The sequence below is a fragment of the Nocardia sp. NPDC059180 genome (assembly GCF_042754945.1).
Lineage (GTDB): Bacteria > Actinomycetota > Actinomycetes > Mycobacteriales > Mycobacteriaceae > Nocardia.
The window spans coordinates 745,770-770,458 of the sequence record NZ_JBHZBU010000003.1; the positions used below are offsets into that span (position 1 = coordinate 745,770).

General features: G+C 67.4%; 19 protein-coding genes and 1 other RNA gene. 10 read left to right on the forward strand and 10 right to left on the reverse strand.

Features of this window, described 5'->3' with window-relative positions:
- Positions 1–21: 21 nt before the first annotated feature.
- Positions 22–437: RNase P RNA component class A (gene rnpB, locus ACFXNW_RS13850), an RNA gene on the reverse strand.
- Positions 438–473: 36 nt separating this feature from the next.
- Between rnpB and ACFXNW_RS13855 the strand changes: the two genes are divergently transcribed.
- Together ACFXNW_RS13855 and ACFXNW_RS13860 are read left to right on the forward strand one after the other, a co-directional pair.
- Entirely contained in the window at positions 474–1,361 is an 888-nt protein-coding gene (locus ACFXNW_RS13855; protein WP_379417984.1) for an alpha/beta hydrolase, read from the forward strand.
- Between the two features lie 207 nt (positions 1,362–1,568).
- The gene (locus ACFXNW_RS13860; protein WP_379418150.1) at positions 1,569–1,970 is read left to right on the forward strand and encodes a nuclear transport factor 2 family protein; all 402 of its coding nucleotides are present in this window, start codon (positions 1,569–1,571) and stop codon (positions 1,968–1,970) included.
- Positions 1,971–2,057: 87 nt separating this feature from the next.
- Here ACFXNW_RS13860 and ACFXNW_RS13865 read toward each other — a convergent pair whose 3' ends face one another.
- Both ACFXNW_RS13865 and ACFXNW_RS13870 read right to left on the reverse strand, forming a co-directional pair.
- Positions 2,058–2,891, reverse strand: a complete 834-nt coding sequence (locus tag ACFXNW_RS13865) for a class I SAM-dependent methyltransferase (protein WP_379417985.1) — start codon at positions 2,889–2,891, stop codon at positions 2,058–2,060.
- Between the two features lie 136 nt (positions 2,892–3,027).
- A complete protein-coding gene (locus tag ACFXNW_RS13870) occupies positions 3,028–3,990 on the reverse strand; it encodes an NAD(P)-dependent oxidoreductase (protein ID WP_379417986.1) in 963 nt (320 codons plus the stop codon).
- On the opposite strand from ACFXNW_RS13870, the gene ACFXNW_RS13875 reads away from it, so the two are divergent.
- Positions 3,953–4,363: a MerR family transcriptional regulator gene (locus ACFXNW_RS13875; RefSeq protein ID WP_379417987.1), complete on the forward strand. Its 411-nt coding sequence runs from the start codon at positions 3,953–3,955 to the stop codon at positions 4,361–4,363. The two genes, ACFXNW_RS13870 and ACFXNW_RS13875, sit on opposite strands and share 38 nt — an antisense overlap.
- Positions 4,364–4,374: 11 nt before the next feature.
- Here ACFXNW_RS13875 and ACFXNW_RS13880 read toward each other — a convergent pair whose 3' ends face one another.
- Both ACFXNW_RS13880 and ACFXNW_RS13885 read right to left on the reverse strand, forming a co-directional pair.
- Positions 4,375–5,001: a class I SAM-dependent methyltransferase gene (locus ACFXNW_RS13880; protein WP_379417988.1), complete on the reverse strand. Its 627-nt coding sequence runs from the start codon at positions 4,999–5,001 to the stop codon at positions 4,375–4,377.
- A gap of 38 nt (positions 5,002–5,039) precedes the next feature.
- Positions 5,040–5,987 carry an NAD(P)/FAD-dependent oxidoreductase gene (locus ACFXNW_RS13885; protein WP_379418151.1) on the reverse strand — a complete coding sequence of 316 codons (948 nt, stop codon included), beginning with the start codon at positions 5,985–5,987 and terminating at the stop codon, positions 5,040–5,042.
- A 308-nt stretch (positions 5,988–6,295) separates the two neighbouring features.
- On the opposite strand from ACFXNW_RS13885, the gene fabG reads away from it, so the two are divergent.
- Entirely contained in the window at positions 6,296–7,048 is a 753-nt protein-coding gene (gene fabG / locus ACFXNW_RS13890; RefSeq protein WP_379417989.1) for a 3-oxoacyl-ACP reductase FabG, read from the forward strand.
- Between the two features lie 217 nt (positions 7,049–7,265).
- On the opposite strand, the gene pip is transcribed toward fabG, so the two are convergent.
- Entirely contained in the window at positions 7,266–8,243 is a 978-nt protein-coding gene (gene pip / locus ACFXNW_RS13895) for a prolyl aminopeptidase (protein WP_379417990.1), read from the reverse strand.
- A 118-nt stretch (positions 8,244–8,361) separates the two neighbouring features.
- On the opposite strand from pip, the gene ACFXNW_RS13900 reads away from it, so the two are divergent.
- The 4 genes from ACFXNW_RS13900 to ACFXNW_RS13915 all read left to right on the forward strand — a co-directional run bounded on the left by ACFXNW_RS13900 (position 8,362) and on the right by ACFXNW_RS13915 (position 11,462).
- Positions 8,362–8,760, forward strand: a complete 399-nt coding sequence (locus tag ACFXNW_RS13900) for a molybdopterin-binding protein (RefSeq protein WP_379417991.1) — start codon at positions 8,362–8,364, stop codon at positions 8,758–8,760.
- Positions 8,761–8,764: 4 nt separating this feature from the next.
- The gene (gene modA / locus ACFXNW_RS13905) at positions 8,765–9,550 is read left to right on the forward strand and encodes a molybdate ABC transporter substrate-binding protein (protein WP_379417992.1); all 786 of its coding nucleotides are present in this window, start codon (positions 8,765–8,767) and stop codon (positions 9,548–9,550) included.
- Positions 9,551–9,647: 97 nt separating this feature from the next.
- Positions 9,648–10,406, forward strand: coding sequence for a molybdate ABC transporter permease subunit (gene modB, locus ACFXNW_RS13910; protein WP_379417993.1), 759 nt, complete (start codon positions 9,648–9,650; stop codon positions 10,404–10,406).
- A gap of 6 nt (positions 10,407–10,412) precedes the next feature.
- Positions 10,413–11,462, forward strand: a complete 1,050-nt coding sequence (locus tag ACFXNW_RS13915; RefSeq protein WP_379417994.1) for an ABC transporter ATP-binding protein — start codon at positions 10,413–10,415, stop codon at positions 11,460–11,462.
- Between the two features lie 44 nt (positions 11,463–11,506).
- On the opposite strand, the gene ACFXNW_RS13920 is transcribed toward ACFXNW_RS13915, so the two are convergent.
- Both ACFXNW_RS13920 and ACFXNW_RS13925 read right to left on the reverse strand, forming a co-directional pair.
- A complete protein-coding gene (locus tag ACFXNW_RS13920) occupies positions 11,507–13,213 on the reverse strand; it encodes an ABC transporter ATP-binding protein (RefSeq protein ID WP_379417995.1) in 1,707 nt (568 codons plus the stop codon).
- The gene (locus tag ACFXNW_RS13925) at positions 13,210–15,003 is read right to left on the reverse strand and encodes an ABC transporter ATP-binding protein (RefSeq protein WP_379417996.1); all 1,794 of its coding nucleotides are present in this window, start codon (positions 15,001–15,003) and stop codon (positions 13,210–13,212) included. The genes ACFXNW_RS13920 and ACFXNW_RS13925 overlap by 4 nt, the downstream gene beginning before the upstream one ends.
- A gap of 189 nt (positions 15,004–15,192) precedes the next feature.
- Here ACFXNW_RS13925 and ACFXNW_RS13930 point away from each other — a divergent pair, with 189 nt between their 5' ends.
- Positions 15,193–15,819, forward strand: a complete 627-nt coding sequence (locus ACFXNW_RS13930) for a TetR/AcrR family transcriptional regulator (RefSeq protein ID WP_379417997.1) — start codon at positions 15,193–15,195, stop codon at positions 15,817–15,819.
- 4 nt (positions 15,820–15,823) lie between these two features.
- Here the strand turns inward: ACFXNW_RS13930 and ACFXNW_RS13935 are convergent, their stop codons facing one another.
- Positions 15,824–16,249: a hypothetical protein gene (locus tag ACFXNW_RS13935; protein ID WP_379417998.1), complete on the reverse strand. Its 426-nt coding sequence runs from the start codon at positions 16,247–16,249 to the stop codon at positions 15,824–15,826.
- A 224-nt stretch (positions 16,250–16,473) separates the two neighbouring features.
- Between ACFXNW_RS13935 and ACFXNW_RS13940 the strand changes: the two genes are divergently transcribed.
- Positions 16,474–17,295 carry a helix-turn-helix domain-containing protein gene (locus tag ACFXNW_RS13940; protein WP_379417999.1) on the forward strand — a complete coding sequence of 274 codons (822 nt, stop codon included), beginning with the start codon at positions 16,474–16,476 and terminating at the stop codon, positions 17,293–17,295.
- 159 nt (positions 17,296–17,454) lie between these two features.
- Here ACFXNW_RS13940 and ACFXNW_RS13945 read toward each other — a convergent pair whose 3' ends face one another.
- The gene (locus tag ACFXNW_RS13945; protein ID WP_379418000.1) at positions 17,455–24,669 is read right to left on the reverse strand and encodes an amino acid adenylation domain-containing protein; all 7,215 of its coding nucleotides are present in this window, start codon (positions 24,667–24,669) and stop codon (positions 17,455–17,457) included.
- Positions 24,670–24,689 lie beyond the last annotated feature (20 nt).

The following is a 24,689-nucleotide window of genomic DNA, read 5'->3' on the forward strand; positions in this document are numbered from 1 at the left end:
CACCGCCGCTCGCCGTATGGGCGGACGAGCCGGCGTATAAGCCGGATCCTGTCCCCGGTTCGCACCGGGTGGCGGCCATCCATCTGGACACACCGTTGCCGGGTGCCTCGAGCGGTCCACCCGCAGGCTCGGGCGAGCAGCCCTCGAACACCTGCGCAGCCGCACCGCACGCGATGCGACCTTCGACCTTGCTCCGGGCGGGGTTTACCGAGCCGCCCCGGTCACCCGGGGCGCTGGTGCGCTCTTACCGCACCGTTTCACCCTCACCACACGACCCCGAAGGATCGTGGGCGGTCTGTTTTCTGTGGCACTGTCCCGCGGGTCACCCCGGGTTGCCGTTAGCAACCGCCCTGCTCTGTGGAGTCCGGACTTTCCTCGGCAGCGGGCAGCGACACCGAGGTGCCCGTTCCCGTCGCCGCGGCCGCCCGACCGACTCGTCCGCCAGCACAGGATACTCGGTAAGTTAATCGACCATGGAACGTGTCGAGGTCAGCTTCCCGTCGGGGGGAGAGCAGTGCGCCGCCTGGCTCTACCGCCCGGACGGCGTGCCCAAACCGCGCCCGCTCGTGGTGATGGGACACGGCCTGGGGGCCAACAGAGAAATGGGTTTGGATAGGTACGCGCGACGGTTCGCGGCCGCGGGTATGGGGGTGCTGGTCTTCGACTACCGCCATTTCGGCGCCAGTGACGGCGCACCGCGTCAGCTGATCCATATCGCCCGTCAGCGCGAAGACTGGCATGCCGCAATCGCCTACGGGCGCACCATCCGAGGATTCGACGCCACCCGGATCGCGTTGTGGGGCACCTCGTTCAGCGGTGGACATGTGCTGTCCATCGCACCCGACGACGCCTACATCGCCGCCGTGGTGGCTCAGGTGCCGTTCACCAGCGGGTGGGCCGCGGCGAAGGCCAAGGGCCCGACCAGCCTGACCAAGGTCGCCACCATCGCCGCCACCGACCTGCTGATCGGCCCGATCCGTCGTAAACCGGTGCCGGTGCGGCTGGCCGGCCGCAAGCGTTCCGCGGCTCTCATGGCCGCATCCGATGTGCCGGAGGGCTTCGGCAGGCTCGCCGAGGAAAGCGAGAGCTACCACCCGAAAGTGTCTGCCCGCGTCGCGTTCTCGGCGCTGTTCGACGCACCGGGACGCCGCGCCAAGTCATTGAAGATGCCGGTGCTGTACGCGCTGTGCGACAACGATTCGATCACCCCGGTCAAGAACGCGCTGCGCGCCGCCGAACGCACCAAGCACGCCATCGTGAAGCGTTACGACGCCGGACATTTCGATATCTACTTCGACGACCTGTTCGAGCAGGCCGTGCACGACCAAACCGAATTCCTGGTCTCGGTACTGCGCCCCTGAGTAGTCATCTCCGGCTGGGCCGGTATCGTGGAGATACCCGGCCGGCCCTTCCGGTGGCAGGCTCTGGTCCGAACACGGCGTCAACCTCAGCACACCCGGTGGTCTGTCCTGACCGGGAGCCCGACATCGCCAGATGACGACAGGTCGTCCGAATTGCTCCATTCATCCAAGACCCACCTCCGCAACGGTGCGATCGTCGGAACCATGATGGAACAAGCAGTACCCGCAGATCTCGATACGTTTACGCAGCTCTGTCGCGATTGGGATGATGCGCTCGTCGCGAACGATGTGGACCGGATTGCCGCCTTCGCTACGCCGGGATGGATGTTCGTCTCGCAGGACGGTGTGATGGCCGGTAGTCAGTTCTTGGCGGCCGTTGCGAATGGGTCGGTGCTTCACGACACCTTCGGTAGTGAGGTGAAGTCTGTCGTCGACCTCGGTGATGTCGCGGTCGTCGTCGCTCGGGTGGTCAACACGGGTGTGTATCAAGGCGAGCGGTTCGAGAACGATGAGTGGGCCTCTGATGTCTTCGTGCGGCGAGACGGGCGTTGGCTCTGCGAGTTGACTCACCTGACGACGGCGAGGGCCGCGCCGGGGCGGGCACCGTAGTCGGCGTCATGACCGAGACCGGCAGCATTGCCTGAGGTCCTATCTGGTCGGCGGCAGGCTGGTGCCATGTACCGATCGCCGGACCGACTAGGGGCGCCGCGCGACGATGGCGAAGGTCAACGGGATTCGGGGAAGCCCGGGGCCCAACGCCCATCCTTCGGTGCAGGGGACGAGGCCAGGGAAGGCGGGCCAGTCCATGTACGGGAGTTCTTCGACGGCCTCGATTCGAAGGCCTGCCCGCAGCAGGGCGGTGGCGACTTCGCTGAGATCGTGGCGCCATTCGTGGTTGGCGGTGTGGGCGACCTGCCCTTCGGAGTTCTCGGTGTAGGTGCCGGAGTCTTCGTAGGTGCGGGCGCCGCCGCCGCTGAGGTAATCGTCGTTGATGGTCCAGGGTTCGAATTCCATGGCGCCGAGGATGGGGTGGTCGTCGCGGATGACGAAGACGCCGCCGGGTTCCAGGAGGTCGTGGATAGAGCGGGCCCAGTCGGTGAGTTCCGGGAGCCAGACGATGGTTCCGGCGCTGGTGACGATCGTGTCGAAGCGGCGGTCGATCCTCGAGGAGGCGTAGCGGGCGTCGCCTTCCACCCAGGTGATGTCGCGGCCGTCGGCTGCTGCGATGCGGGTCGCGTGACGCAGGGAGTTCGGCGAGAGGTCGAGGCCGTGCACCTCGACCGCGCCGAGCCGCGCCCAGGACACGGTGTCGGTGCCGATATGGCATTGCAGGTGCAGCAGGGAGCGCCCCTCGATTCCGGACTCCGACAGGTGCGGCGCCAGCACCGACAGGTCGTTGCGCACGACCTGGGAGATGTCGGTGGGGTCGGCCAGGAAGGCTTCTACGTCATACATTTCCGAGCGCGCGTGGACATCTGCTCGGTCGTCCCAGTTGGCGCGGTTGGCGGCGACGGCTTCTGTCTCGTGCACGGCCGGTCCTTTCGAAGGTTCAGCCCCCCTGCTGATCGTTGTACTCCCCCGCCGAGTCTTTGTAGTGGAGCCCGAATCCTGCCGCCACTGATTTTCCGAGCGAGAGCGTTGTCATCCAGACAGGACCCCGTATCGGTCATGCAGCTCCGGGCTTGCTGAATTCTTCGATCAGCACCGGATATTCCTTTCCACCGTGCCCGGCGGCGATCGAGCGATCGGCCATTGTCTTGATCAACTTCGGCAGCTCGGCATTGACACCCGCCGCTTCGCACTCCTCGATCAGGTGCGCCATCGTCCGCACGTGAGTCTCCAGAGACGCCACCTCGGCCGGGAACGATCCGCGGTCGATCTGCTCCGCATGCCCGGGCAACCATCCGGCCACATCGGAGGCGAGCCGCGCCGCGAATGGCGCAAACGTCGCGGCGTCGATGCCGGCCGTCCTGAGCAGGGCCGTGCCCTGGAGCCAGGCGTTCAGCACGCTCCACATCATGGCCAGGCCCGCGACGTCGTACAGGGACGCCAGCCCATGGTCCGCACCGAGGTAGGAGACGGTGCCGAGCGCGGCGAGTGCAGGCTCGTGCGCCTGGAAATCCGACTGCGGCCCGCTGTGCAGAATCAGCGCGTCGGCCGTTCCGATCACCGGCGGGACGGCCATGATGGCACCGTCCAGATAACGGGCGCCACGCTGCTCGGCCCATCGGGCGGCTTCGCGGGCATGAGCCGAGTCGCCGGAGGTCAGGTTGACCAAAGTCGTGCCGTCCAGCGCGCTCGCGCCGAGCAGCTCGTACATGGCTTGGTAATCGGTGACGCAGATGATCGTCAGGGATCCGGCCTCGAGCGCGTCGTCGACGGTTGGCGCCAGGCGTGCACCCTCGGCTATCAACTGATCGGCTTTGGCGGCCGTCCGGTTCCACACGGTTGTCGGATGCCCGGCTTTCAGGAACGCGTCGGCGAGCGCCTGGCCCATCAGGCCGAGTCCGATCACTGTCACGGGCGTTTCGGTGTTGGTCATGGCAGCATCATCAACGTTGATACCGGTATGAAGGTCAAGTGAGGTTTCGATGCTGATCGGGGAACTGAGTCGCCGGACGGGCGTCAATGCCCACCAGTTGCGCTACTACGAAGCCCAGGGCCTGCTCGAGGCGGACCGCGGCGCGAACGGCTACCGCGACTACGACGAGAACGCCGTACTGCGCGTGCAGCAGATCCGGCACCTGCTCGGTGCGGGCCTGTCCTCCGACGACATCGCCTATCTGCTGCCATGCGCCACCGGAGAAGCTCCCGAGCTGCCAGGATGCCCCGAACTGGTGGCCGCGATGCGGTCGCGGCTGAGCCGGTTGGACGATCAGATGGACAAACTGGCTCGATCCCGTGAAGCCCTCGCCGACTACATCGCGGCAGCCGAAGTGTCGGGCAGAGACAGCTATCCGCCGTTCGACGGATCCGACCGGGCCCCCGCCGTTCCCGCCTGAGCCACGGCCGCTCACACGCGACGAGCGCGTAGCACCGTGTCCTCGAAGGTGATCTCGGCACCATTCGGCCCGGGGGCCTGGCGGGAGCGGTCCTCGGCGACTTGGACTTCCCATCGGCCGGGCTCCAAGCGGGCCGCTATGTCCGCAGCAGTGATGTGGACGTGTGACGACGACGATCCGTGGGCGTGGCTGGACAGGTGGTCGGTCGGGTGGTGGCCGACGATGAGGAGGGTTCCGGCGGGGGCGACGGCGGTGGCGAGGCGGTCGAACAGGTCCTGCGGGGAGCCGGCGGTGTGCACGTAGTGGGTACACACCAGGTCGAAATGGGCTGTGGGCGGGATCCATTCGGTGAGGTCGGCCTGTTGCCAGTCGATGCGGGTGACGATCTCGGATCCGGCGGCGTCGGCGCGAGCGCGCGCGTGCTGGAGGGCGGTCGTGGAGATGTCCACGGCCGTCACCTGCCAGCCACGGGCGGCGAGCCATAGGGCTTCGCCGCCCGTGCCGCACCCTGCGTCGAGAGCCGTCCCTGGAGACAGCTCGGCCACCTCCGCGACGAGGTGTGGGTTCGGCTCCCGTTCGGCGGTGTGGCCGCCGTGGTAGCGCGTTTCCCAGAACTCTTTACCGAATTCTTCGGTCATGGTGATCCTTTCGGTCGTCGCGGTGGTGGCCGGTCAGGTCAGTGGTTCTGCCGCAGTGCGGCGACCGCGTGTCGCGTTTCCTCGGCGACGAGGTCGGCATTGATCTGCGCGGCCGCCATGACTCCGGCAGCCGCTGCCGCGCCCACTTGAGCTGCCAGGTCGGTGACGTTGCCGGCGGCCCACACGCCGGCAACCTCCGTGCGCCCGGTCGGATCGACGGAGATGTGCTCGCCGATGCCCGCGGCATGTTCCACCGGCTTCAACCCGAGGTCGGTCAGGAAGCTCGCGCGCGCCTCCATCCGAGACCCCACCGCGAGTGCGTCGCGGGCGACAATCGTGCCGTCGGCGAGTCGAAGCCCGACCAGCCTGTCTTGTTCGACTTCCAGTGCCGCGACCTCGCCGGTGACCACGCGGATCCCACGCGCCGCCAGCTCCTCGGCCACCTCACCGGTCGGCGGGGCCGCCGTGTGGGTGAAGAACGTGACGTCATCGCTCAGCTGCCGGAACAGCATCGCCTGGTGCACCGACATCGGGCTGCTCGACAGCACGCCGATCGCCTGGTCGCGCACCTCCCAGCCGTGGCAGTACGGGCAGTGCAGCACGTCGCGGCCCCAGCGTTCGCGCAGGCCGGGGATGTCCGGCAGCACGTCGGTCAGACCGGACGCGACCAGGAGCCTGCGTGCGCGAGTCGACCGGCCGTCGGTCAGGGTGACCTCGAATTCATCGCCGTCGCGCACCGCGGTGCTCACCTCGCCGGTGATCACCTCTCCCCCGTATCCACGGACCTCGGCCCGGCCCCGCTCGAGCAGTTCGCCCGGCGGCATTCCCTCGCGGCCGAGCAAGCCGTGCACACCCTCGGCCGGCGCGTTTCGGGGCGCACCCGCATCGATCGCCACCACCGACCGCCGCGACCGCGCCAACGTCAGCGCCCCACTCAGCCCTGCGGCTCCGCCGCCGAGTACCACCACGTCATAGCTGCTTTTCAGCTCATCGGTCACGTTGACCACCTCCGCAGACGATGATGCGGACAGCATTCAATCCTGGCAAGAAAATTTGCCAATACCGCAAAATCTGGCTCGTGACGTCGAGGACCTCGCCCGAGTACTCGACGTGTCCAAGGTCGACCGCGGACATGGTATTTCGACTCCCGCAACACAAGACGACGTATCGATGTGGCGTCGAGCGCTGTCGGCCGACGCTGCCACACGAGGCCGAACCCGACGTCCCGGCGCACGGTGCGACACCGGGTGTTAGATGGCAACGAAGACATTGCCTCGAGGAAGGACGTCCATTCATGGCCGAGAGGGTCGCAGTAGTTTCTGGTGCCGCGCGAGGAATCGGCGCGGCGATCGCCACACGTCTGGCCGCCGATGGCATGAAGGTGGGCGTGCTCGATCTGGACGAGGCCGCCTGCGCTGAGACCGTCGCCGCGATCACCGCGGCCGGTGGGCAGGCGGTGGCGCTGGGCGCCGATGTCAGCGATGAGGGATCGGTGGCGGCGGCGATCGAGAAGCTCGAAGGTGCGCTCGGTGCGCCGACGGTGGTCGTCAACAATGCCGGCATCCTGCGCGACAACCTGCTGTTCAAGATGAGCGTCGACGATTGGGACGCCGTCATGAATGTGCACCTGCGCGGCGCGTTCCTGCTGACCAAAGCGGTGCAGAAGTACATGGTCGAGCAGAAGTTCGGCCGCATCGTCAATATGTCGAGCACCTCGGCGCTCGGTAACCGCGGCCAGGCCAACTACGCCGCCGCCAAAGCAGGCATGCAGGGCTTCACCAAGACCCTCGCCTTCGAACTCGGCAAGTTCGGCGTCACCGCGAACGCCATCGCGCCGGGCTTCATCGTCACCGATATGACCGCTGCCACCGCCGCGCGGGTCGGCGCCTCGTTCGAGGACTTCCAGACCGCGGCCGCCTCCCAGATCCCCGTCGCCCGCGTCGGCTACCCCGAGGACATCGCCCACACGGCCTCCTTCCTGGCCAGCGAGGGCGCGGGGTTCGTCTCCGGGCAGGTCATCTACGTCGCAGGCGGACCGAAGGACTGATCAATTCCCTTGCGGGTGCGCGCTATCCGGCGCACGATCGCCCCATGATCGTGCGCCGGATACACCCAGAGGATTGGACCATCGCGCGTGCTGTCCGGTTGGACGCGCTCGCGGGATCGCCGCCGCGCCGGCAACCTTGCTCGCCGGAGGACCCGCGGCCGGAGAACGAGATGGTGCTGCGGTTGATCCGGTAATGACACAAGGGTGCCGATGTGCGCTATAACCGCCCGAATCGCGCCACAGCCGACATAATGGCGTCGCGCATCGCGGGACTGCCGGTGTGCCCGGAATCCTCGATGACATGCAGTTCCGCGTCCGGCCAGGCCTTGGCCAGTTCCCACGCCGTGCGCAGCGGTGCGCTGAGATCGAGTTTGCCGTGGATGAGCACACCAGGAATCCCGGCGAGCCGGTGCGCGTCACGCAGTAGTTGCCCGTCCGGCAGCCAGGCGGCATGGGCGAAGTAGTGTGCGCAGATTCGCGTCATCGCCAGCATCGCTTGCTCGGGCTTGGCGCTGTACTGTCCGGGTGACCCGGTGCTTTCATGCGCGATGACGGCGTCTTCCCACGCGCACCACCGGCGCGCGGCCGCCAACCGCACCTCGGGATCGGGGTGATCGAACAAGCGGCTGTACGCGGCCACCAGATCGCCGTCGCGTTCGGCAGCAGGAACACCATCCCGAAACTCGCCCCACTCCGTGGGCAGCAGTAGCCGCACACCCCGGTAGAGCCACTCGACTTCCGCGGGCCGCGTCATCGTGACGCCCACCAGCACGATCTCCGAGACCCGCTCCGGATACCGCTGGGCGTAGGCAAGAATCAGCGTCGCACCCCACGACCCGCCGTACAACAGCCACCGCTCGATCCCCAGATGCGCCCGCAGCCGCTCCATATCCGCGATCAGATGCTCGGTGGTGTTGTGCGCCAGACTCACCTGCGGATCGGCCGCGCTCGGCACGCTCTCCCCGCATCCGCGCTGATCGAAGAGCACGATGCGATAGACCTGCGGATCGAAGGTCTTGCGTGAGCCGCGCTTACCTCCCGATCCAGGCCCACCGTGGACGACCAGCGCGGGCTTTCCGGCGGGATTCCCGGAGGCCTCCCAGTAGATCCGGTTGCCGTCGCCGACGTCGAGTAGTCCGGACGCGTAAGGCTCGATATCAGGGAAAGGCAGCACCTGCGTCGGCGGAGAATCCACGGACGGACGCTAACACGGTATTTCCGCCTGCTCACCCGGCCGCAGGCGCCACCGGTAGGTTCCATAACGATCGCCACCACGGCTTGGACTCCGCAGATGCGGGAATATACTCACATTCGTGTCGAATTTGCGGATCAGTGAAGCTGCTGCCCTCTTGGGAGTCAGCGATGACACCGTGCGCCGGTGGGTGGATCAGGGACGGCTGCCCTCGATCCAGCTCGACAACGGGCGCAAGGGCATCAGCGGGCGCGACCTCGCCGAGTTCCTGCGCGCCACCGCGGAGGCGCCCGAACCCGGCACGACCGTCGCGGCGTCGGCGCGCAACCGCATGCGCGGCATCGTGACGCGGATCGTCAAGGACACCGTGATGGCGCAGGTGGAGATGCAGGCGGGTCCGTTCCGGCTGGTCTCGCTGATCAGCCGGGAATCGGTGGACGAGCTCGGCCTCGAGGTGGGCAGCGTCGCGGTCGCCTCGGTGAAGTCCACTCATGTCGTCGTCGAGATTCCGGAGAGCTGAGGGCATGAACCTTCTTCGTTCGATTTCCACCCTGTTCGTCGCTGCCGCTGCCGCCTCCGGGTTGAGCGGGTGCGCAGACGATCCCGGAAACGCCGATCGCGCTGATGGCGAAATCCGCGGCAAGATCACCGTTTTCGCCGCCGCCTCACTCACCGAAACCCTCTCCGCGCTGGGTGAGCAGTTCGAAGCCGCACATCCCGGAGTGGAGGTGGTGTTCAGTTTCGACGCCAGCTCGGCGCTCGCCGAGCAGATCCGGCAGGGTGCACCCGCCGATGTCTTCGCCTCGGCCGCACCGAAGAACATGCAGCAAGTCGTAGACTCCGGGGATGTGACCGCGACGCCGGTGACGTTCGTACGCAACCGCCTCGAAATCGCTGTCCCCGAAGGCAACCCGGGCCGCATCACCGGCCTTGCCGATTTCGGTCGCGACGAACCGGCGATCGCCTTGTGCGCCGAGCAGGTGCCATGCGGTGCGGCGGCCACGAAGGTGTTCGAGGCCGCACAGATCACCCCGAAGCCCGACACCAGGGAACCAGATGTCAAAGCGGTGTTGAGCAAGGTAGTGCTCGGCGAGGTCGATGCCGCGCTGGTGTATCGGACCGACGTGCGGGCAGCGGGCGACAAGGTGGCCGGAATCGACTTCCCCGAATCAGCGGACGTGGTCAACGACTATCCGATCGCGCCCGTGGCCCATGCGCCGAATGCGACTGCCGCGGCGGCGTTCGTCGAGTTCGTCGGCTCGGATTCGGCTCGCGCGGTATTTGCCGACGCAGGGTTCGAGACGCCGTGACGGGCTGGAACGTCGGGCCTGCATGAGCAGCCCGCGCGCATCACCTCTCACTTCGCAGCGCCCACGCCAGGTGCGGCGACGGCGACCGCTGGTGTTGATGGTCCCGGCAACGATCGGGTTGCTGTTCCTGGTGGTTCCACTCGTCGGACTGGTGGTGCGGGCGCCGTGGCACACGCTGCCCGAGCGACTGTTCAGCGCGGAAATCGGGGTGGCGCTACGACTTTCGCTGGTGTGCGCGAGCTCGGCGACGGTGATCTGTCTGCTGCTCGGGATACCGCTGGCATGGCTGCTGGCGCGGGCCGACCTGCCAGGGCGGGGATTGGTGCGGGCGCTGGTGACGGTGCCGCTTGTGCTGCCGCCCGTGGTCGGTGGTGTGGCGCTGCTGCTGGTGTTCGGGCGGCGCGGGCTGATCGGGCAGTACCTCTACGAATGGTTCGGCGTGTCCTTGCCGTTCACGACGGCCGGTGTGGTGGTCGCGGAGGCGTTCGTGGCGATGCCGTTCCTGGTGATCTCCGTCGAGGGTGCTTTGCGGGCGGCTGATCCTCGATATGAGGAAGCCGCCGCCACCCTCGGTGCCTCCCCCTGGCTGACCTTTCGCCGCGTGACGCTGCCCTCGGTACTGCCCGGTGTGGTGGCGGGGGCGGTGCTGTGCTGGGCGCGCGCCCTCGGCGAGTTCGGCGCCACCATCACCTTCGCCGGCAATTTTCCCGGCGAGACGACAACCATGCCCATCGCGGTATATCTGGCGCTGCAAACGGATCCCGATGCCGCGATCGTGCTGAGCTTGGTGCTGCTGACGGTGTCGATAGGTGTACTGGCCGCACTGCGGGAGCGATGGATTCGAGGGGCGATGTGAGGGAATATGACACTCGACGCGGAGATCAGGGTCGCGCGCGGCAACTTCGAGCTGGAACTGGCAGTGAAGGTTCAGCCGGGCGAAGTGGTGGCGTTGCTCGGGCCGAACGGTGCCGGTAAGACGACGGCGTTACGTGCGCTCGCCGGGCTGACACCGCTCACAGCGGGAACGATCCGGCTCGACGATCAGGTATGGGATTCGCCCCCGCAGACCTTCGTGCCCGCCGAACATCGGCAGGTCGGTGTGGTGTTCCAGGACTATCTGCTGTTCGCGCATCTGAATGCGCTCGACAATGTCGCGTTCGGGCTGCGGGCACGCGGGATGCGACGCCCGCTCGCGCGCGAGCGGGCCGACGAGTGGCTGAACAGGGTCGGGCTCAGCGAGCACCGGCACGCGAAACCACGTGCCCTATCGGGCGGTCAGGCGCAGCGGGTGGCATTGGCACGGGCCCTGGCGACCGATCCGCAGCTGCTGCTGTTGGACGAACCGCTGGCCGCGCTCGACGCGAGCACCAGGATCCGGGTGCGCAGCGAACTGGCCCACCATCTCGGCGACTACCCCGGGCACACCGTGCTGGTCACCCACGACCCACTCGACGCCATGGTGCTGGCGGACCGGCTGGTCATCATGGAGGATGGCGCCGTGATGCAGGAGGGCACGCCCGCCGAGGTGGCGCGCCGCCCGCGCTCCGACTACGTCGCGAACCTGGTGGGGCTCAACCTTTTCCGCGGCACCGCCCACGACACGACGGCCGAACTCGACCGCGGCGGCGTCCTCACCATCGCCGAACCCGCCACCGGCGCGGTTCATCTGGCTTTCGCACCCAGCGCGGTAAGCCTGCACCCCGAACGTCCGGCAGGCAGCCCACGCAACACCTGGCCGGTCACCGTCGCCGGCATCGAACAGCACGCCCACACCGTCCGCGTCCGCCTCGACGGCACTCCCCCGGCCCTCGCCGACATCACCCCGGCCACCGTCGCCGAACTCCGTCTCCGCCCCGGCACCCAGCTCTGGGCCGCCCTCAAAGCCACCGAAATCCACACCTACCCGGCGTGAGGTGCCTAGTGGGGATGATCAGCATGTGCGGGCCGCTCGCTGGTTCATTGCCGTGCCGCGGAAATGGCCCAGAACTCGGCGTAGCGCCCGCCTCGACGTAGCAGGTCATCGTGCGTGCCTTCTTCCACGATCCGACCGTCGTCGAGGAAGACGACACGGTCGGCGGTCTGCACAGTAAGCATGCGGTGGGCCACCATCACCACCGTGCGGCCTGCCATCAGGCGTTCTATGCCCTGGTGAACCGTGGCTTCGTTGATCGGGTCCAGGGCAGAGGTGACTTCGTCGAGCAGGACGATGGGCGCGTTCTTCAGCAGGGCGCGCGCAATGGAGACGCGCTGACGTTCGCCGCCGGACAACAGCGCGCCGCCTTCGCCGACGTCGGCACTCCAGCCGCCGGGCAATCGTTCGATCACCTCGTCCAGGCGCGCTGCCGTCGCCGCAGCGCGGATTTCGGCGTCGGTGGCGTCGAGGCGGCCGAAGCGGACGTTGTCCTCGATGGTGCCGTCGAAGAGGTAGACGTCCTGGAAGACGATGGCGATCTGCGACAACAATGTGCTGGTACCGATATCGCGAACGTCGACACCACCCACCCGCACCGTGCCTTCGCTCACCTCGTGGAACCTCGCGACGAGTTGGAGCAGGGTGCTCTTGCCCGCACCAGAGGGGCCGACGATCGCCAACCGCCGGCCTTGCGGCACGGTCAGCCGGAGGTCGTCGATCACCGTGCGGTCGCCGTGCTGGAAGGTGACGGCATCGAACTCCAGGTCATGGCGGTGTGGCTGGATCGGATCGGCGGGTTCCGGCAACGGCTCGGTGTGCAGGAGGGTGTCGAGTCGCGTCAGTTGAGCACGCGCGCTGCGGAGTTTTCCGCCGATATCGGCGAGCGACAGCACGGGTTCGGCGCACCGCGCCGCGAGCACCAGAATGGCCAGCACCTCGGCCGCGCCGATGCTTCCACCCAGAACGAGATAGGCGCCGAGGGCGAGCAGCACGGTGAATATCGTCTGCACCGCGAGCGTGAGACCGACGATGCCTGGCAGGGCCGACACCGCGGATCGGCGGGCAGCGCGCTGGAGGCCGCGCAGCGAGTCGTCCAGCAGATCGAAGCGTTCTGCGGTTCGGCCGCCTGCCCGCAGCACCGGCTGGGCCCGCAGGTATTCGATGACTCGGCCGGCGGCTTGCTGGTCGCGTTCGTGACGTTCGGCGTCGGCGTCGGCCATCGCGCGGCCGGTCCAGGACTGGATCGCGGCGACGAGCGGGACGGCGAACAGGGCGGCCAGCCCCAGCTTCCAGTTGAACGCCAGCATCACCGCGACGATCGTCAGCGGGGTTACCGCGGCGGTGACGAAAGGAGCGAGCAGGTGCGCGATGATGCTCATCGCTTCCAGCACGCCTCGGCTGGCGAGTACCGACACTTCGCCGACACGGTCGGGCCCGTACCAGCCGATAGGCAGCCGGGCGAGGTGGTCACCGAGCCGGTGGTAGGTGCCGTGCAACAAGGTGGTCCCTGCGCGGAAACCGGCCAGATCGCTGAGGTAGCGCAGGCCCGCGTAGACCGCGACGGCAGCGCCGAACGCAATCAGCCACGGCCACGCATCTTCGGGTGTACTGCCGAACAACTCCCGGAGCACTGGGACCAGCAGGGCGTAGGACAAGCCCTCCACGATCGCGGTGGTGATCATCAGGGCCACGGTGCGGCGCACCGGTCCGGCGTACCGATGGCCGAGCACGCGCAACAGGATTCGGATCATGACGGCACCACTCCTCGATGGGTTTGCCAGAACGCCGCGAACTTGCCGCCGCCGGCCATCAGTTGCGCAGGTGCGCCTCGCTCCACGATCACCCCGTCCTCCAGCATGACGACGGTGTCGGCGTCGGCGATGGTCTCGAGCCGGTGGGCGATGACCAGGATCGTCCGGTTGCCCTGCAAGCTCGCCAGGGCGTGGCGTACCGCCTGTTCGGTCTGCGGGTCCGCGAACGCGGTCGCCTCGTCCAGCACTAGAACAGGAGTGTCGGCCAGCAACGCGCGGGCGAGCGAAAGACGTTGAGCCTCACCACCCGACAGCCCGGCCTCAGCACCGAGCACCGTGTCGTAGCCGTGCGGCAGCGCCAGGATCCGGTCGTGGATGCCCGCGAGCCGGGCCGCGCCGACCACCTGTTCGCGGTCGGCGTGTGGGACGGCGAGCGCGATGTTGTCGGCGACGGAGGCACGCAGCAGCCGGACATCCTGGAACACGAACGACACCGCGCGGTAGAGCTCGCGACTGGCGATCGCGCGTAGGTCGACGCCGCCGAGGGTGATGGCGCCGTGGGTCGGGTCGAAGAACCGCGGAAGGAGCTGGACGAGTGTGGATTTGCCGCTCCCGGACGGCCCGACGAGGGCGGTGACGGTGCCAGGCTCCAACACCAGGTCGATCCCGCGCAACACTTCGCGACCGGCACCGTAGCCGAACCGGATCTCGCGCAACTCCACTCGGTGCCCGCTCGGCGCGACCGGGTGAGCGGGTTCGGGCAGCGGGTCGACATTCAGCACCTCCCGAATCCGGCCGAGTGCGCGTCCGGCGGCCTGCATATCGTCGAAACCGTGGCCGAGCGCCGCGACCGGCGCGGTCAACCCCAGCCCGAGCAGCAGGAACGGCAGCAGATCGGCGGGGGCGAGCTCACCACCGGTAATCAGCACGCTGCCGCCGACCAGCACGACCAGCAGCACGAACGGCGGCGACAACGCCAGCTGCATTCCGGCCGCAATCGGGGAAAGGCCACGCGCCCAGCGCAGAAAGGTGTCGGCGAAATCGTTCACCGCCGTCCGGAACGTGCTGTGGGCGCGGTCGCCGCCGCCGAACGCCTTGACCACCGCGATGCCGTGCACGAATTCCACGACCGCATCGGCGATTCGGCCCATCGCCGCATCGAAGTCGCTCTGCTCGCGCTGCCTGGCCTTGGTCATCATCAACGGAACCAGCAAGACCGCAAGGAGCACCGGAATCAGCGTGATCAGCGTCAGCCGCCAGTCGATGGAGAGCAGGTAGACCAGCGACACCAACGGCACCACGAAGGCCGACACCAGCTCGCCCGGCGCGTGCGCGATGAACGGATGCACCGCGCTGACATCCTCGCCGACCACTTTGGCAAGCTCGCCCGTGCGGCGCTGGGAGAACCAGCCGATCGGTACCCGCCCCAGATGGGCGGCCAGCTGCCGACGCAACGACAGCTGCACTCGCCCGTCGAGCAGGTGCCCGAGCCCGGAGGATGCGGCGGTGAACAGCAGCCGGACGAGCAGGCCCGCCGCGCCCACGAACACCACGATCCAGACATGACCGTGATCGATCGGATCGGGTGAGAGCAGCACGCGCCCCAGCTCGACCACCGCCAACAGCGGCGTTAGGCCTGCCACGGCACCGATGACCTGAAGGAAGACCACGGCTGCGAAACCACTCGCGTGCGGGCGTAGCAGCGCAGCGAAGCTCAGCCTCTCGGTGCGCTTGGTTTCTGGTGGTTGATCGGATTCCTGTCTTGCCTCGGCAAGGTCGGTGATAGTCATCGCTGTCCCGTCATGGATCGCTCATCTCGACGCGTGACCCGAGCCCACGAGTGCGAGAACCAGCCGAACCGCACCAATAGAGAAAGTCACTGTCTATAGAGAGTGACTGTAGGGATCCATTTTCAGACAGTCAATGTCTGCAAGACAGCGCCATGCTTCAGAGAGTGACTTTCTGATAACCTGCCCGACATGAGCGGACTTCGCGAGCGCTGGCGGCTCGAGGCCATGCACACCATCCAGGAACGCGCCCTCGATCTGTTCGACGAGAAGGGGTTCGGCGCCGTCACCATCGACGAGATCGCGGCCGCCGCCGAGGTCTCCCCGTCGACGGTCTACCGCCTGTTCGGGACGAAGGAGGGGATCATCGTCGCCGATGAATTCGACAACATGAGCGCGGAAGAGATCGAAGAAGTCGTGGACCCGCGCGATCCGATCGGCAGCCTGATCCGCTCCGTACGCGCCGACGAATCCGCACCCGAGCGCGCATCCGCCGCGGACTCCGACGACGACACTCCTCCCGACAGCGGCCCGTGGCGCAGGGTTCGCTATCACTTCACCGAACCCTCGGTACGCATGGCGGCCTGCGCCTCGGCCGACCGCACCAGCCAGCGGCTCACCCCACTCATCGCCTCGACCGGCCTGCTGAACGAAACACAGGCGCGCGTGGCCACCAACGCCCTGGTCTTCGGCTACTTCGCCGCTCTCGAACAGTGGTACCTCGACGGCGGCAACCGCCCCATCGCCGACTACGTCGAGGACGGCCTGCGCCCGCTCCGCGCCATCTGGCCCTCCACCGACCAGGAACATTCTGCGTAGTCGCTCATCCACCCATAGTCGCCCCTGCCTGCCGCAGCCCGAGGTACTCGGCCCCCGCGAAACCCGCGACGATCAGCGCACCGATCAGCAGGAAGATCACTCCCAGACCGGTGAGTTCGATCAGCCCCGAGAACGCCAGCACCGTCATCCCGACGGCCGATGCGCTGTTCACCGCGACGACCGCGGCCGCATGCCGACTGCTGATCGCCGGATATCCGGCGATCAGCAGCAACGCGAGTCCGCCGCCGATCATCGCGACCCCGAATGGGATCGACCAGGTTGTCGGCAGTCCGAGCGGATCGCGTAGCGGCATCGCGCCCGCCAGCATGATCACTCCGAATGCGCCGGTTGCCCAGCCGTCCACTCGCAGCGCGAGTCGTAGTCGATCGGGTGCGGCGAGTTCGGTGTGCTCACGGAACACAGTGCTCATGGACTTTCCTGTCTCTTGATCGGTCGTGCGGCACCAGACTTTTCATCCATCCGGCGGGCCCGGTCCGGTCCACCTGGCGGTCTGATCGGTTCTGCACGGCAGCGCCGATCGGCTGAAGAGATCCGGTCCCGGTTCCGGCACAACTGTGCAACCCACGAGGTCATCGGCTCAATAACCTCAGAGGTCATGGCCGTACCTCTATCGGGTCGGCTAGCGTGCAAGCAATGACCTCCACACAGCTCACAGCACCGTCGAGGATCGGTGGTCTACTACGTGAATGGCGGCACCGTCGTCGGCTGAGCCAGCTGGATCTGGCGCTGGCGGCCGATACCTCCGCTCGGCATCTTTCGTATCTGGAGACCGGCCGTGCCCAGCCGAGCCGCGCGATGATCCTGCGGCTGTCCGAAACCCTGGATGTGCCGCTGCGCGAACGAAATACGCTGCTGCTGGCGGCCGGATTCGCCCCCGCTTATCGGGAAAGCAGCCTCGATGACGCGGAGCTTTCCGCGGTGCGTTCCGCGCTGGACACGATGCTCACCGCGCACGAGCCGTATCCGGCCGTGGTGGTGGACCGGCTGTGGAATGTGGTCACCGGCAACCGCGCAATGGGCGTCCTCACGCTCGGCGTCCCGGAGCAGCTGTTGACGCCTGCGCCGAACGTCTACCGGCTCGTCCTGCACCCTCAGGGCTTGTCCGCACGCTTGACCAGCCCGAACCAGGTGCGCGAACTGTTCCTCGACCGGCTCGCCCGGCAGGTCGGCGCGACCGGCGACCCGCAGCTACGCGCCCTCTACGACGAGGTCGCCGCCTATCCGGTGCCGGACACCACCGATGACGACGAACCCGAACGGCCGAGTCCGTTCCAGTTTCCGATCCGCGTCCACACCCCGGCCGGAGTGCTGTCGATGTTCTCGACCATGGCGACCTTCGGCGCACCAGCTGACGTCACCCTGTCCGAGCTGGCCATCGAATTGTTCTATCCACTAGATGAATTCACCGCAGCGGCCTTCCGCTCCGCCGAGTTCCCGGACACTGCCCTGTTATGAAACCCGGCCGCGACCTCCCCCGGCGAATCGCGACCTACCTTCCGCGCATGAACCCGGCCACCACGTGCCGCGCCCGGAGATTCACCATCGCCGCACACGGTGAAAGCCGCTGCACATAGTGAAAACCACTGCGGCACATTCATACCGCAGCGGTCCTGCTCACACGTCGAGCATTCCTTCACTGAACTCCCGATCCAGATCCGGATCGGCCGCCGACACCGCCGCGTCCAACTGCATACCGACCTCACCTACATGCGGTTCGGTCATCATGTGCAGATGATCGCCGGGCACCGCGACCACCTCGAACCGGCGTCCCGCGTACTGCTCCCAGCCGTTGTTCTGGCTGTCGAACATGGTGCCGATGGTCTGGTGGGCGATATCGAAGCCGCGCGGAATGCCGTCGGTGGCCCGCAACAGGGTGATATCGCGGTCGAAGACCGACGGCTGGTACTCGATCAGCGCGGTGTAGTTGGCGTGGAACACCTCGTACAGCCGTCGAATCGACTGCGCAGGGCTACCTTCGGGCAGGATGCCGGAGCGGATCGCCTCGGCCAGCATGGCGTCGAACAATTCCGCCGAATCGTGCACGTCCGGTTCGAACTCACCGAGTGCGGTTTCGTTGCCACGGGCGTACCAGAGCAATTCGAGGAAGAACCAGCGGATCAGCTTCTCTTCGGGAATCGGCTCGCGCGACTGCTGCCGCAGCGCCATCGTGTCGAGCAACGTCACGCTGGCCACTTCGTGATCGGGCAGCCTGCGCCCCATCTCCAATGCCACATATCCGCCGAACGACCAGCCCGCCAGATGGTAAGGGCCTTCCGGGTGGACCCGCCGCACGGCGGCGATATAGGAGTCGGCCATCGCGCCGACCGAGGTCAGCGGCGTGCTTCCGGTGTCGGCGCCAGCGGCCTGCAACCCGTAGACCGGGCGGTCCGAGTCCAGGTACTTGGCGACCGCCAGATAGCAAAGCACATTGCCACCGATCGGATGCACCAGGAACAGCGGCGGTTTCGTGCCCTCCGGCTGGATCGGCACCAGCGGATCGAAGCTGGTGTGGGTATCGCCCGCGCGGATCAGCTCGGCCAACCCCGACGCGGTGGGCGCGGCGACGAACGCGCTCATCGGCAGGTCGATACCCCAGCGCCGCGACAGCCCCATCACCACACGCATGGCACCGATCGAGGTGCCACCCATGGCGTAGAAATCGTCGTCGGGGCCCATGGACGGTAATCCGGCGTATTCGGCGAGCAGCTCCGTCGCCGAGCGCTCGATATCGTCGACCGGCTCCCGATGCGGCTGCGCCTGGTCGACGACGCCGGCCACCGGCAACGCCAGCAGCGCACGGTCGTCACGTTTACCGCTGGGCGTGCGCGGCATCGCCGCCACCCACTGGAACCGGGACGGCACCATATGCGCGGGCAGGATCGACCGCAGCTCCGCGCGCAACGCGGTGAGGTCGGTCGCGTCGGCATCACCGACCAGGAATGCCACCAGCGCGCCGTCGATGCCGCCGAATCCGCGCGCCACCACAGCGGCCTCGGTGAGGCCGGGGAACTGCTCGACCAGCCCGAGGATGCTCAGTTCGACCTCGGCCGGCTCCACCCGATAGCCACGGATCTTGACCTGGCTGTCGCTGCGGCCGAGGCAGACGATTTCGCCCGACGGCAGCCGCACACCCAGATCACCGGTGCGGTAACGGATCACACCGCCCGGTGCGGCGACGAAGCGTTGCGCGGTGAGGCCCGGCATGGCCTCATACCCGCGTGCCAGGGACCGGCCACCGATGTAGAGCTCACCGATGACACCCACAGGCACCGGCCGCAACTGACGGTCCAGGACGTCGGCAATGTCGCCGTCGACGGCGCGGCCGATGGGCGGCAGCACGGGGAACGAGCTCTCCGGACCCGTGAGCGTGTAGGTGGTCGCCACATGGGTTTCGGTCGGGCCGTATTGGTTTTCCAGCAGCAGGCCGGGGATCGCAGCGCTCAACGCCCGGATCTCGTCGGTGATGCGTAGCTGCTCACCCGAGGACGCAAGCACCTTCAACGCGGTCGGATAAATCTGCCGCACCGATGCCGCCTCCGCGAACGCCTGCAATGCCACATACGGCAGGAAGACCCGTTCGATCTCCTCGTCGGCGACGGTGCTGAGCAGATCGTCCATATCGGCGCGCAGGTCGCGCTCGCTCACCCGCAGGGTCGCTCCGGCCGCCAGCGTTGTGAACAGCTCCTGGAACGCGACGTCGAAGCTCAACGGCGCCGCCTGCAATGTGCTGGACAGTCCTGAACCGGAATCGGCGCGCAGCTGCCAGTCGACCAACGCGGTCAGCCCTCGATGCGGCATGGCCACACCCTTCGGCTCACCGGTGGAGCCGGAAGTGAACAGCACATATGCCGTGGTTTCCGGATGCACGGGCGCGAAACGCGGTGCCGGGGCGTCCGACGGTCCGGCCGGGGCGGCGAGTTCGGCGGTGTCGAGCACCAGCGCGGGATCGTCGACCAGATCGAGGTGTTCGGCGTCGACGACCACCCGATGTGGTCGAGCCCGTTCGATCATCAGGTTCAGCCGGGCCCGCGGATAGCGCACGTCCAGCGGGACGCTCGCCGCGCCGATCCGGGCCACGGCCAGCACCAGCGCGACCAGCTCCGGGGTGCTGCGGCCGATGATCGCCACCTTCGACCCGGCGCGCACGCCCTGGGCGAGCAGCCGGGCCGCGATGACATCGCTGCGCGTCAGGAGTTCGTCGTAGGTCCAGACGGCATCGTCGGACGCGATGGCGATATCGGCCGGACGCACCGCCGCGACCTCGGCAACCAGCGAACCGACAGCACGACCGGAAACCCAGTCCGCGCCGGGATCGACCGCTGCGTCCGGATTGTCCACCAACGCCGCGAGCATCCGCAGTTCGGTCAGCGCGAGAGTCTCGCACTGCTGGGCACCGAACGCGCCATCACCGTCGACGCGCAACCACATCCGCCCGTCGCGCGGATCGGTGGCGGCGGTGACCAGCAGCTGGAAGTTGGTCTCCTCACGAATGTCGATGTCGTCCAACCGCACCCGGTCCGCGCCGAGGATCGCCTGGAACTGGTGGTAGTTGACGTAATTGAACGCCGTCTCGAAGACCGGCCCGCCATGGTCGGCCATGATCGAACGCAGTGGGTAGCGCCGGTGCGGGTAGGCGTCGCGGTCGCGGCGCACCACCTGATCGACGGCCTCACGCCATGTCGCCCCGGTCGCGTCCAGGCGCATCGGCAGCGTATTGAGGAACAGACCGGCCAGGCTTTCCGCGCCCGCGCGGTCGGGGCGGCCGTGGCTGATGACGCCGGTGGTCACATCGGCGCGTCCGGACAGCAGCCGCAGCGCAAGCAGATGCGCGGCCAGATAGACCGATTTCTCCGGAACCTGGTGCCGAGCGGCAAAATCCGCGATCCGCGCGCTGAGCCGCAGCGGCACCAGCGCCCGTGCCCGCGCCGGTTCGAACCGTTGCGGCTGATGCGCCGCCAAGGCCGTCAACGCAGTCGCCTCGGCACCGGCGAGCATCTCGCGCCAGTAGTTGCGCGACGAATCCCGCTGCGTGGCATTCAGTTCCGCGTGCGCGTATTCGGCGAGCGCGGCCGCCGGATGTGCGATGTCGTCGATGCCGGTACCCAGGACACCGAGTGCGTGCAGGTAGTCACCCAGCAGTTCGAGCACCGAAGTCGCCACGCTCCAGCCGTCGAGGATGGCGTGGTGGAAGCTGAGCACCAGATCGACAGCGACGGTGTCGGTGGCGGGTTCGGGGGTACGCAGGAATACGCGCAGGGCGTGCAGCGGCGCCTTATCGATGGTGTAGCGGACGTGCCTGCGTTCCTGGATGTAGTCCTCGACCTGCCGTTCAGCAGCGGCTTCCGCGACAGTGGTGAGGTCGACGACCTCGTAATCCGCGGTGATCTCCGGGTGCACGATCTGCAGCGGCACCGAGAACTTCGTCAGCTCGAACGACGACCGCAGCGCAGGCTGACGCCGCAGTAACCGATCGAAGGCCGTCCGGAACTGCCGCTGCTGCCATGGAATACGCAGCCGGTACCGGAACACGTCCTTATAGGTGACCGAATCGGCGCGTTCGAGGCTGTGGAACAGCATGCCGAGCTGCAACGCGGTGGCCGGGAATGCATCCTCGGCGCGGTGCAGTGCGGCGTGATCGACCAGCGGCACCGTCGCCAGTCGGGCGGTGATCGGCTCCGGGGCCCGCTCGACGCCGTCGGCGATCACCTCCGCGAGTTCGGCGATGGTCGGACGCTGGTAGAAGGTGTCGACGTCGAAGCGCAGTCCGGCGCGTTCGGCGGCGGTGCGCACCGACAGCGCGAGGATCGAATCACCGCCGTGGGTGAAGAAGTTGTCGTGCACCCCGATCGAGTCGACGCCGAGCGTGGCCGACCAGACCCGCACGAGCGCGGCCTCCACCTCGTTACGCGGCTCCCCCGAACCGGCGGTCGACTCGGCCTGCTGTTGCTCGGCCGCTGCCTGAGCCAATACGCGCCGATCCAGTTTGCCGTTGCGGGTGACCGGAATCCGCTCCACCCGCACCAGGCGGGTCGGCACCATGTACTTGGGCAGCCGGGTGCCGAGTTCGGCCGCCAGCCGGTCGATCGCCGGCTCGGCATCGGTGTCGCCGACGTAGTAGCCGACCAGGTATACGCCCTGCTCGGCGGACTTCTCGTCGACGACGGCTGCCGCGCGCACGCCCGCGCAGTCGAGCATCGCGTTCTGTACTTCGCCGAGCGTGACGCGGTTGCCGCGCACCTTCACCTGATCGTCGAACCGCCCCAGGTATTCGATCTGGCCGTCGGGCAGCCAGCGCACCAGGTCACCGGTGCGATAGCGGCGCCGGCCCGGCACGGTCAGGTCGTGCACGAACGATGCGGCGGTCAGCTCGTCGCGACCGCGATAACCGCGCGCCACACCCACACCGGCGATATTGAGTTCACCGGGCACACCGGGCGGCAGCCTGCGGCCGTGCTCATCGAGCACCAGCAGGTCGATGTTCTCGATGGGTCTGCCGATCGGCACCACGTCGAGCGGGTCACCGTCGGGGCAGTCGAAGTAGGAGACGTCGACCGTCGCTTCGGTCGGGCCGTACAGATTCACCAGTTGCGGGGCGTCGACCCCCGCTGCTGCGAACAGTGAGTGGAACCGCCGCACCAATGCAGGCGGGAGCGCTTCACCACTGCAGAACACCCGGCGCAACGTGGCGATGCGGTCCACGGCAGCGCGGTCGCTCTCCAGTTCATCGACGAAGGCCGCCAGCATCGACGGCACAAAGTGCAACACCGTCACCACGTTGTTCTCGATGGCGGCGATGATGCGACGCGGATCGCGTTCGCCGCCGGTCTCCAGCAACGCCACCCTGGCACCGGTGACGGCCCACCAGAACAGCTCCCACACCGACACATCGAAGGTCGCCGGCGTCTTCTGCAGGATGACATCCTGCACGCCCAGTGGATACCGCCGCTGCATCCAGTTCAATCGGTTGACCACCGAGCGATGCTCGATCATCACGCCCTTGGGCTTACCGGTCGAACCCGACGTGTAGATCAGATAGGCGAGATCGGCGGGATGTGACCGGTTTTCGACGCTCACCGGACGCACCTCGCCGGGCTGGACCCGGGTGACGCCGAGCCGGTCGAACACCGCCTGATGTTCGGGCCCGGCCACCACGAATCGTGCCCCACAGTCGGCAAGCACGGTCTCGATGCGGGTCGCAGGGAACTCCGGGTCCAAGGGCACATACGCGCAGCCCGCCCGCAGGATGCCGTACATGGCGACCAGCATCTGCGGCGAACGCGGCAGGATGACGGGCACACATTCGTTGCCGGTGGCGCCGAGTTCGAGCAGCTGATCGGCGAAGCCGTCGGCCCGCTCGGCCAATTCGGCGTAGCCGAGCCGTGCCCCGTCGGCGGCGATGATGGCCGTGCGTGCGGGATACGCGGCTGCCTGATCGGCGAAGAGCCGGTCCAGCGTCGTATACGGGAAATCCGCACGCGGCCCCGCCTCGAACTCCGCGACCCGGTGCGCCGCTCGCGGTGCCAGCAACGGCAGCGCCGACACCGGCTGTGCCGGATCGGCCAACGAGGCCTCGATCATGGTTGCGACGCTGTCGATGGCGCTGCCGATCGGATAGGTGGCGTCGAAGACGTCCAGGTCATAGATCAGCTGCATACTCAGCGAGCCGTCACGCTGGTGCTCGATGGCGACGATATTGAGCGCTTGCAGGCAGGAACCGGCATTGGGCAGCCGCAGCCGCTCCATGATCTGATCCAGATGATCCGAAGAGGGCAACCGCATATACGAATACGACACATCGAACAGCGGTGGGGCGGAGGGATCTTCGGCCAGCGCCCGCATCAGATCGCCGTAGGCGAAGCGCTGCCGCTTCTTCAGGGCCTTGATCTTGGCCGCCACATCGGCGGCGACTTCGGCCAGCGTCCGCGCACCGCCGACCCGCACCCGAACCGGCAGCATGTTCGTGACATGTCCGCCCGCTGCCATCGCCACCGGGGTGTCGCGGTTGAGCATCGGCACACCGAGCATCACCTCATCGGTGCGGTGCACCGCGCACAGATAGGCACCGAGCGCGGCAGCGGAATAGGCGAACGATGAGGTGCCGGTGGCGCGCAGCCGGTCCAGATACTGCTTGTCCAGGCGTAGTACCCGATGTCCGCGCGCGGCCGTCGGTGCCGCCGTCCGGGTGAACAACGCGGGGACGGCGTCACCCACATGGTCGAGCAGCGCGTCACGGTCGGCGTTCCACTCCGCCGAGAACCGGTACTCCTGCTCGGCCGAGAGCAGCTCGTGATACGAGGGCAGCGGCTGAGTGAACTCCTGCGCGTCCCCGCTCAGGAAATCCAGGATCAGGTGCGCGAGCAGCATGTTCAATGCCCAGCCGTCGGCGTTGGCGTGCAGCACCCGGATGAAGATGTGGAAGTCGGCCGGATCATCGACCAGGACCGCCACCGACAGATTGCCGTCACCCTCGATGGGCTGCGCCGACGCGGCGCGCATCCAGCGGGCGCACGCGTCGGCCGGATCCGGTTCACCCGTGAAATCGACATGCTCGAGCACGGGTTCGGCCTCGGAGACCCACTGCCGGAACTCACCGTCGACGAGTTCGAAGCGCAACCGCAGCGCGTCATTGCGGCGCACCGCCCGGTGCAGCACCTCCCGCATCCGCGCCACATCCAGCGGCCGGTCGACATCGCCCTTCACGGCCAACTGAGACACCGGCTCCGGTGCGAACCGGAACGCGGCGGACAGGACGTCACGCTGGTAGGCGGTGACCGGCCAGCGAGGTAGGCCGGACTCCTCCGCGTCCGCCGGTGTCGTCTCGGAAATCACGGTTGCTCCTCGTGCGGCCA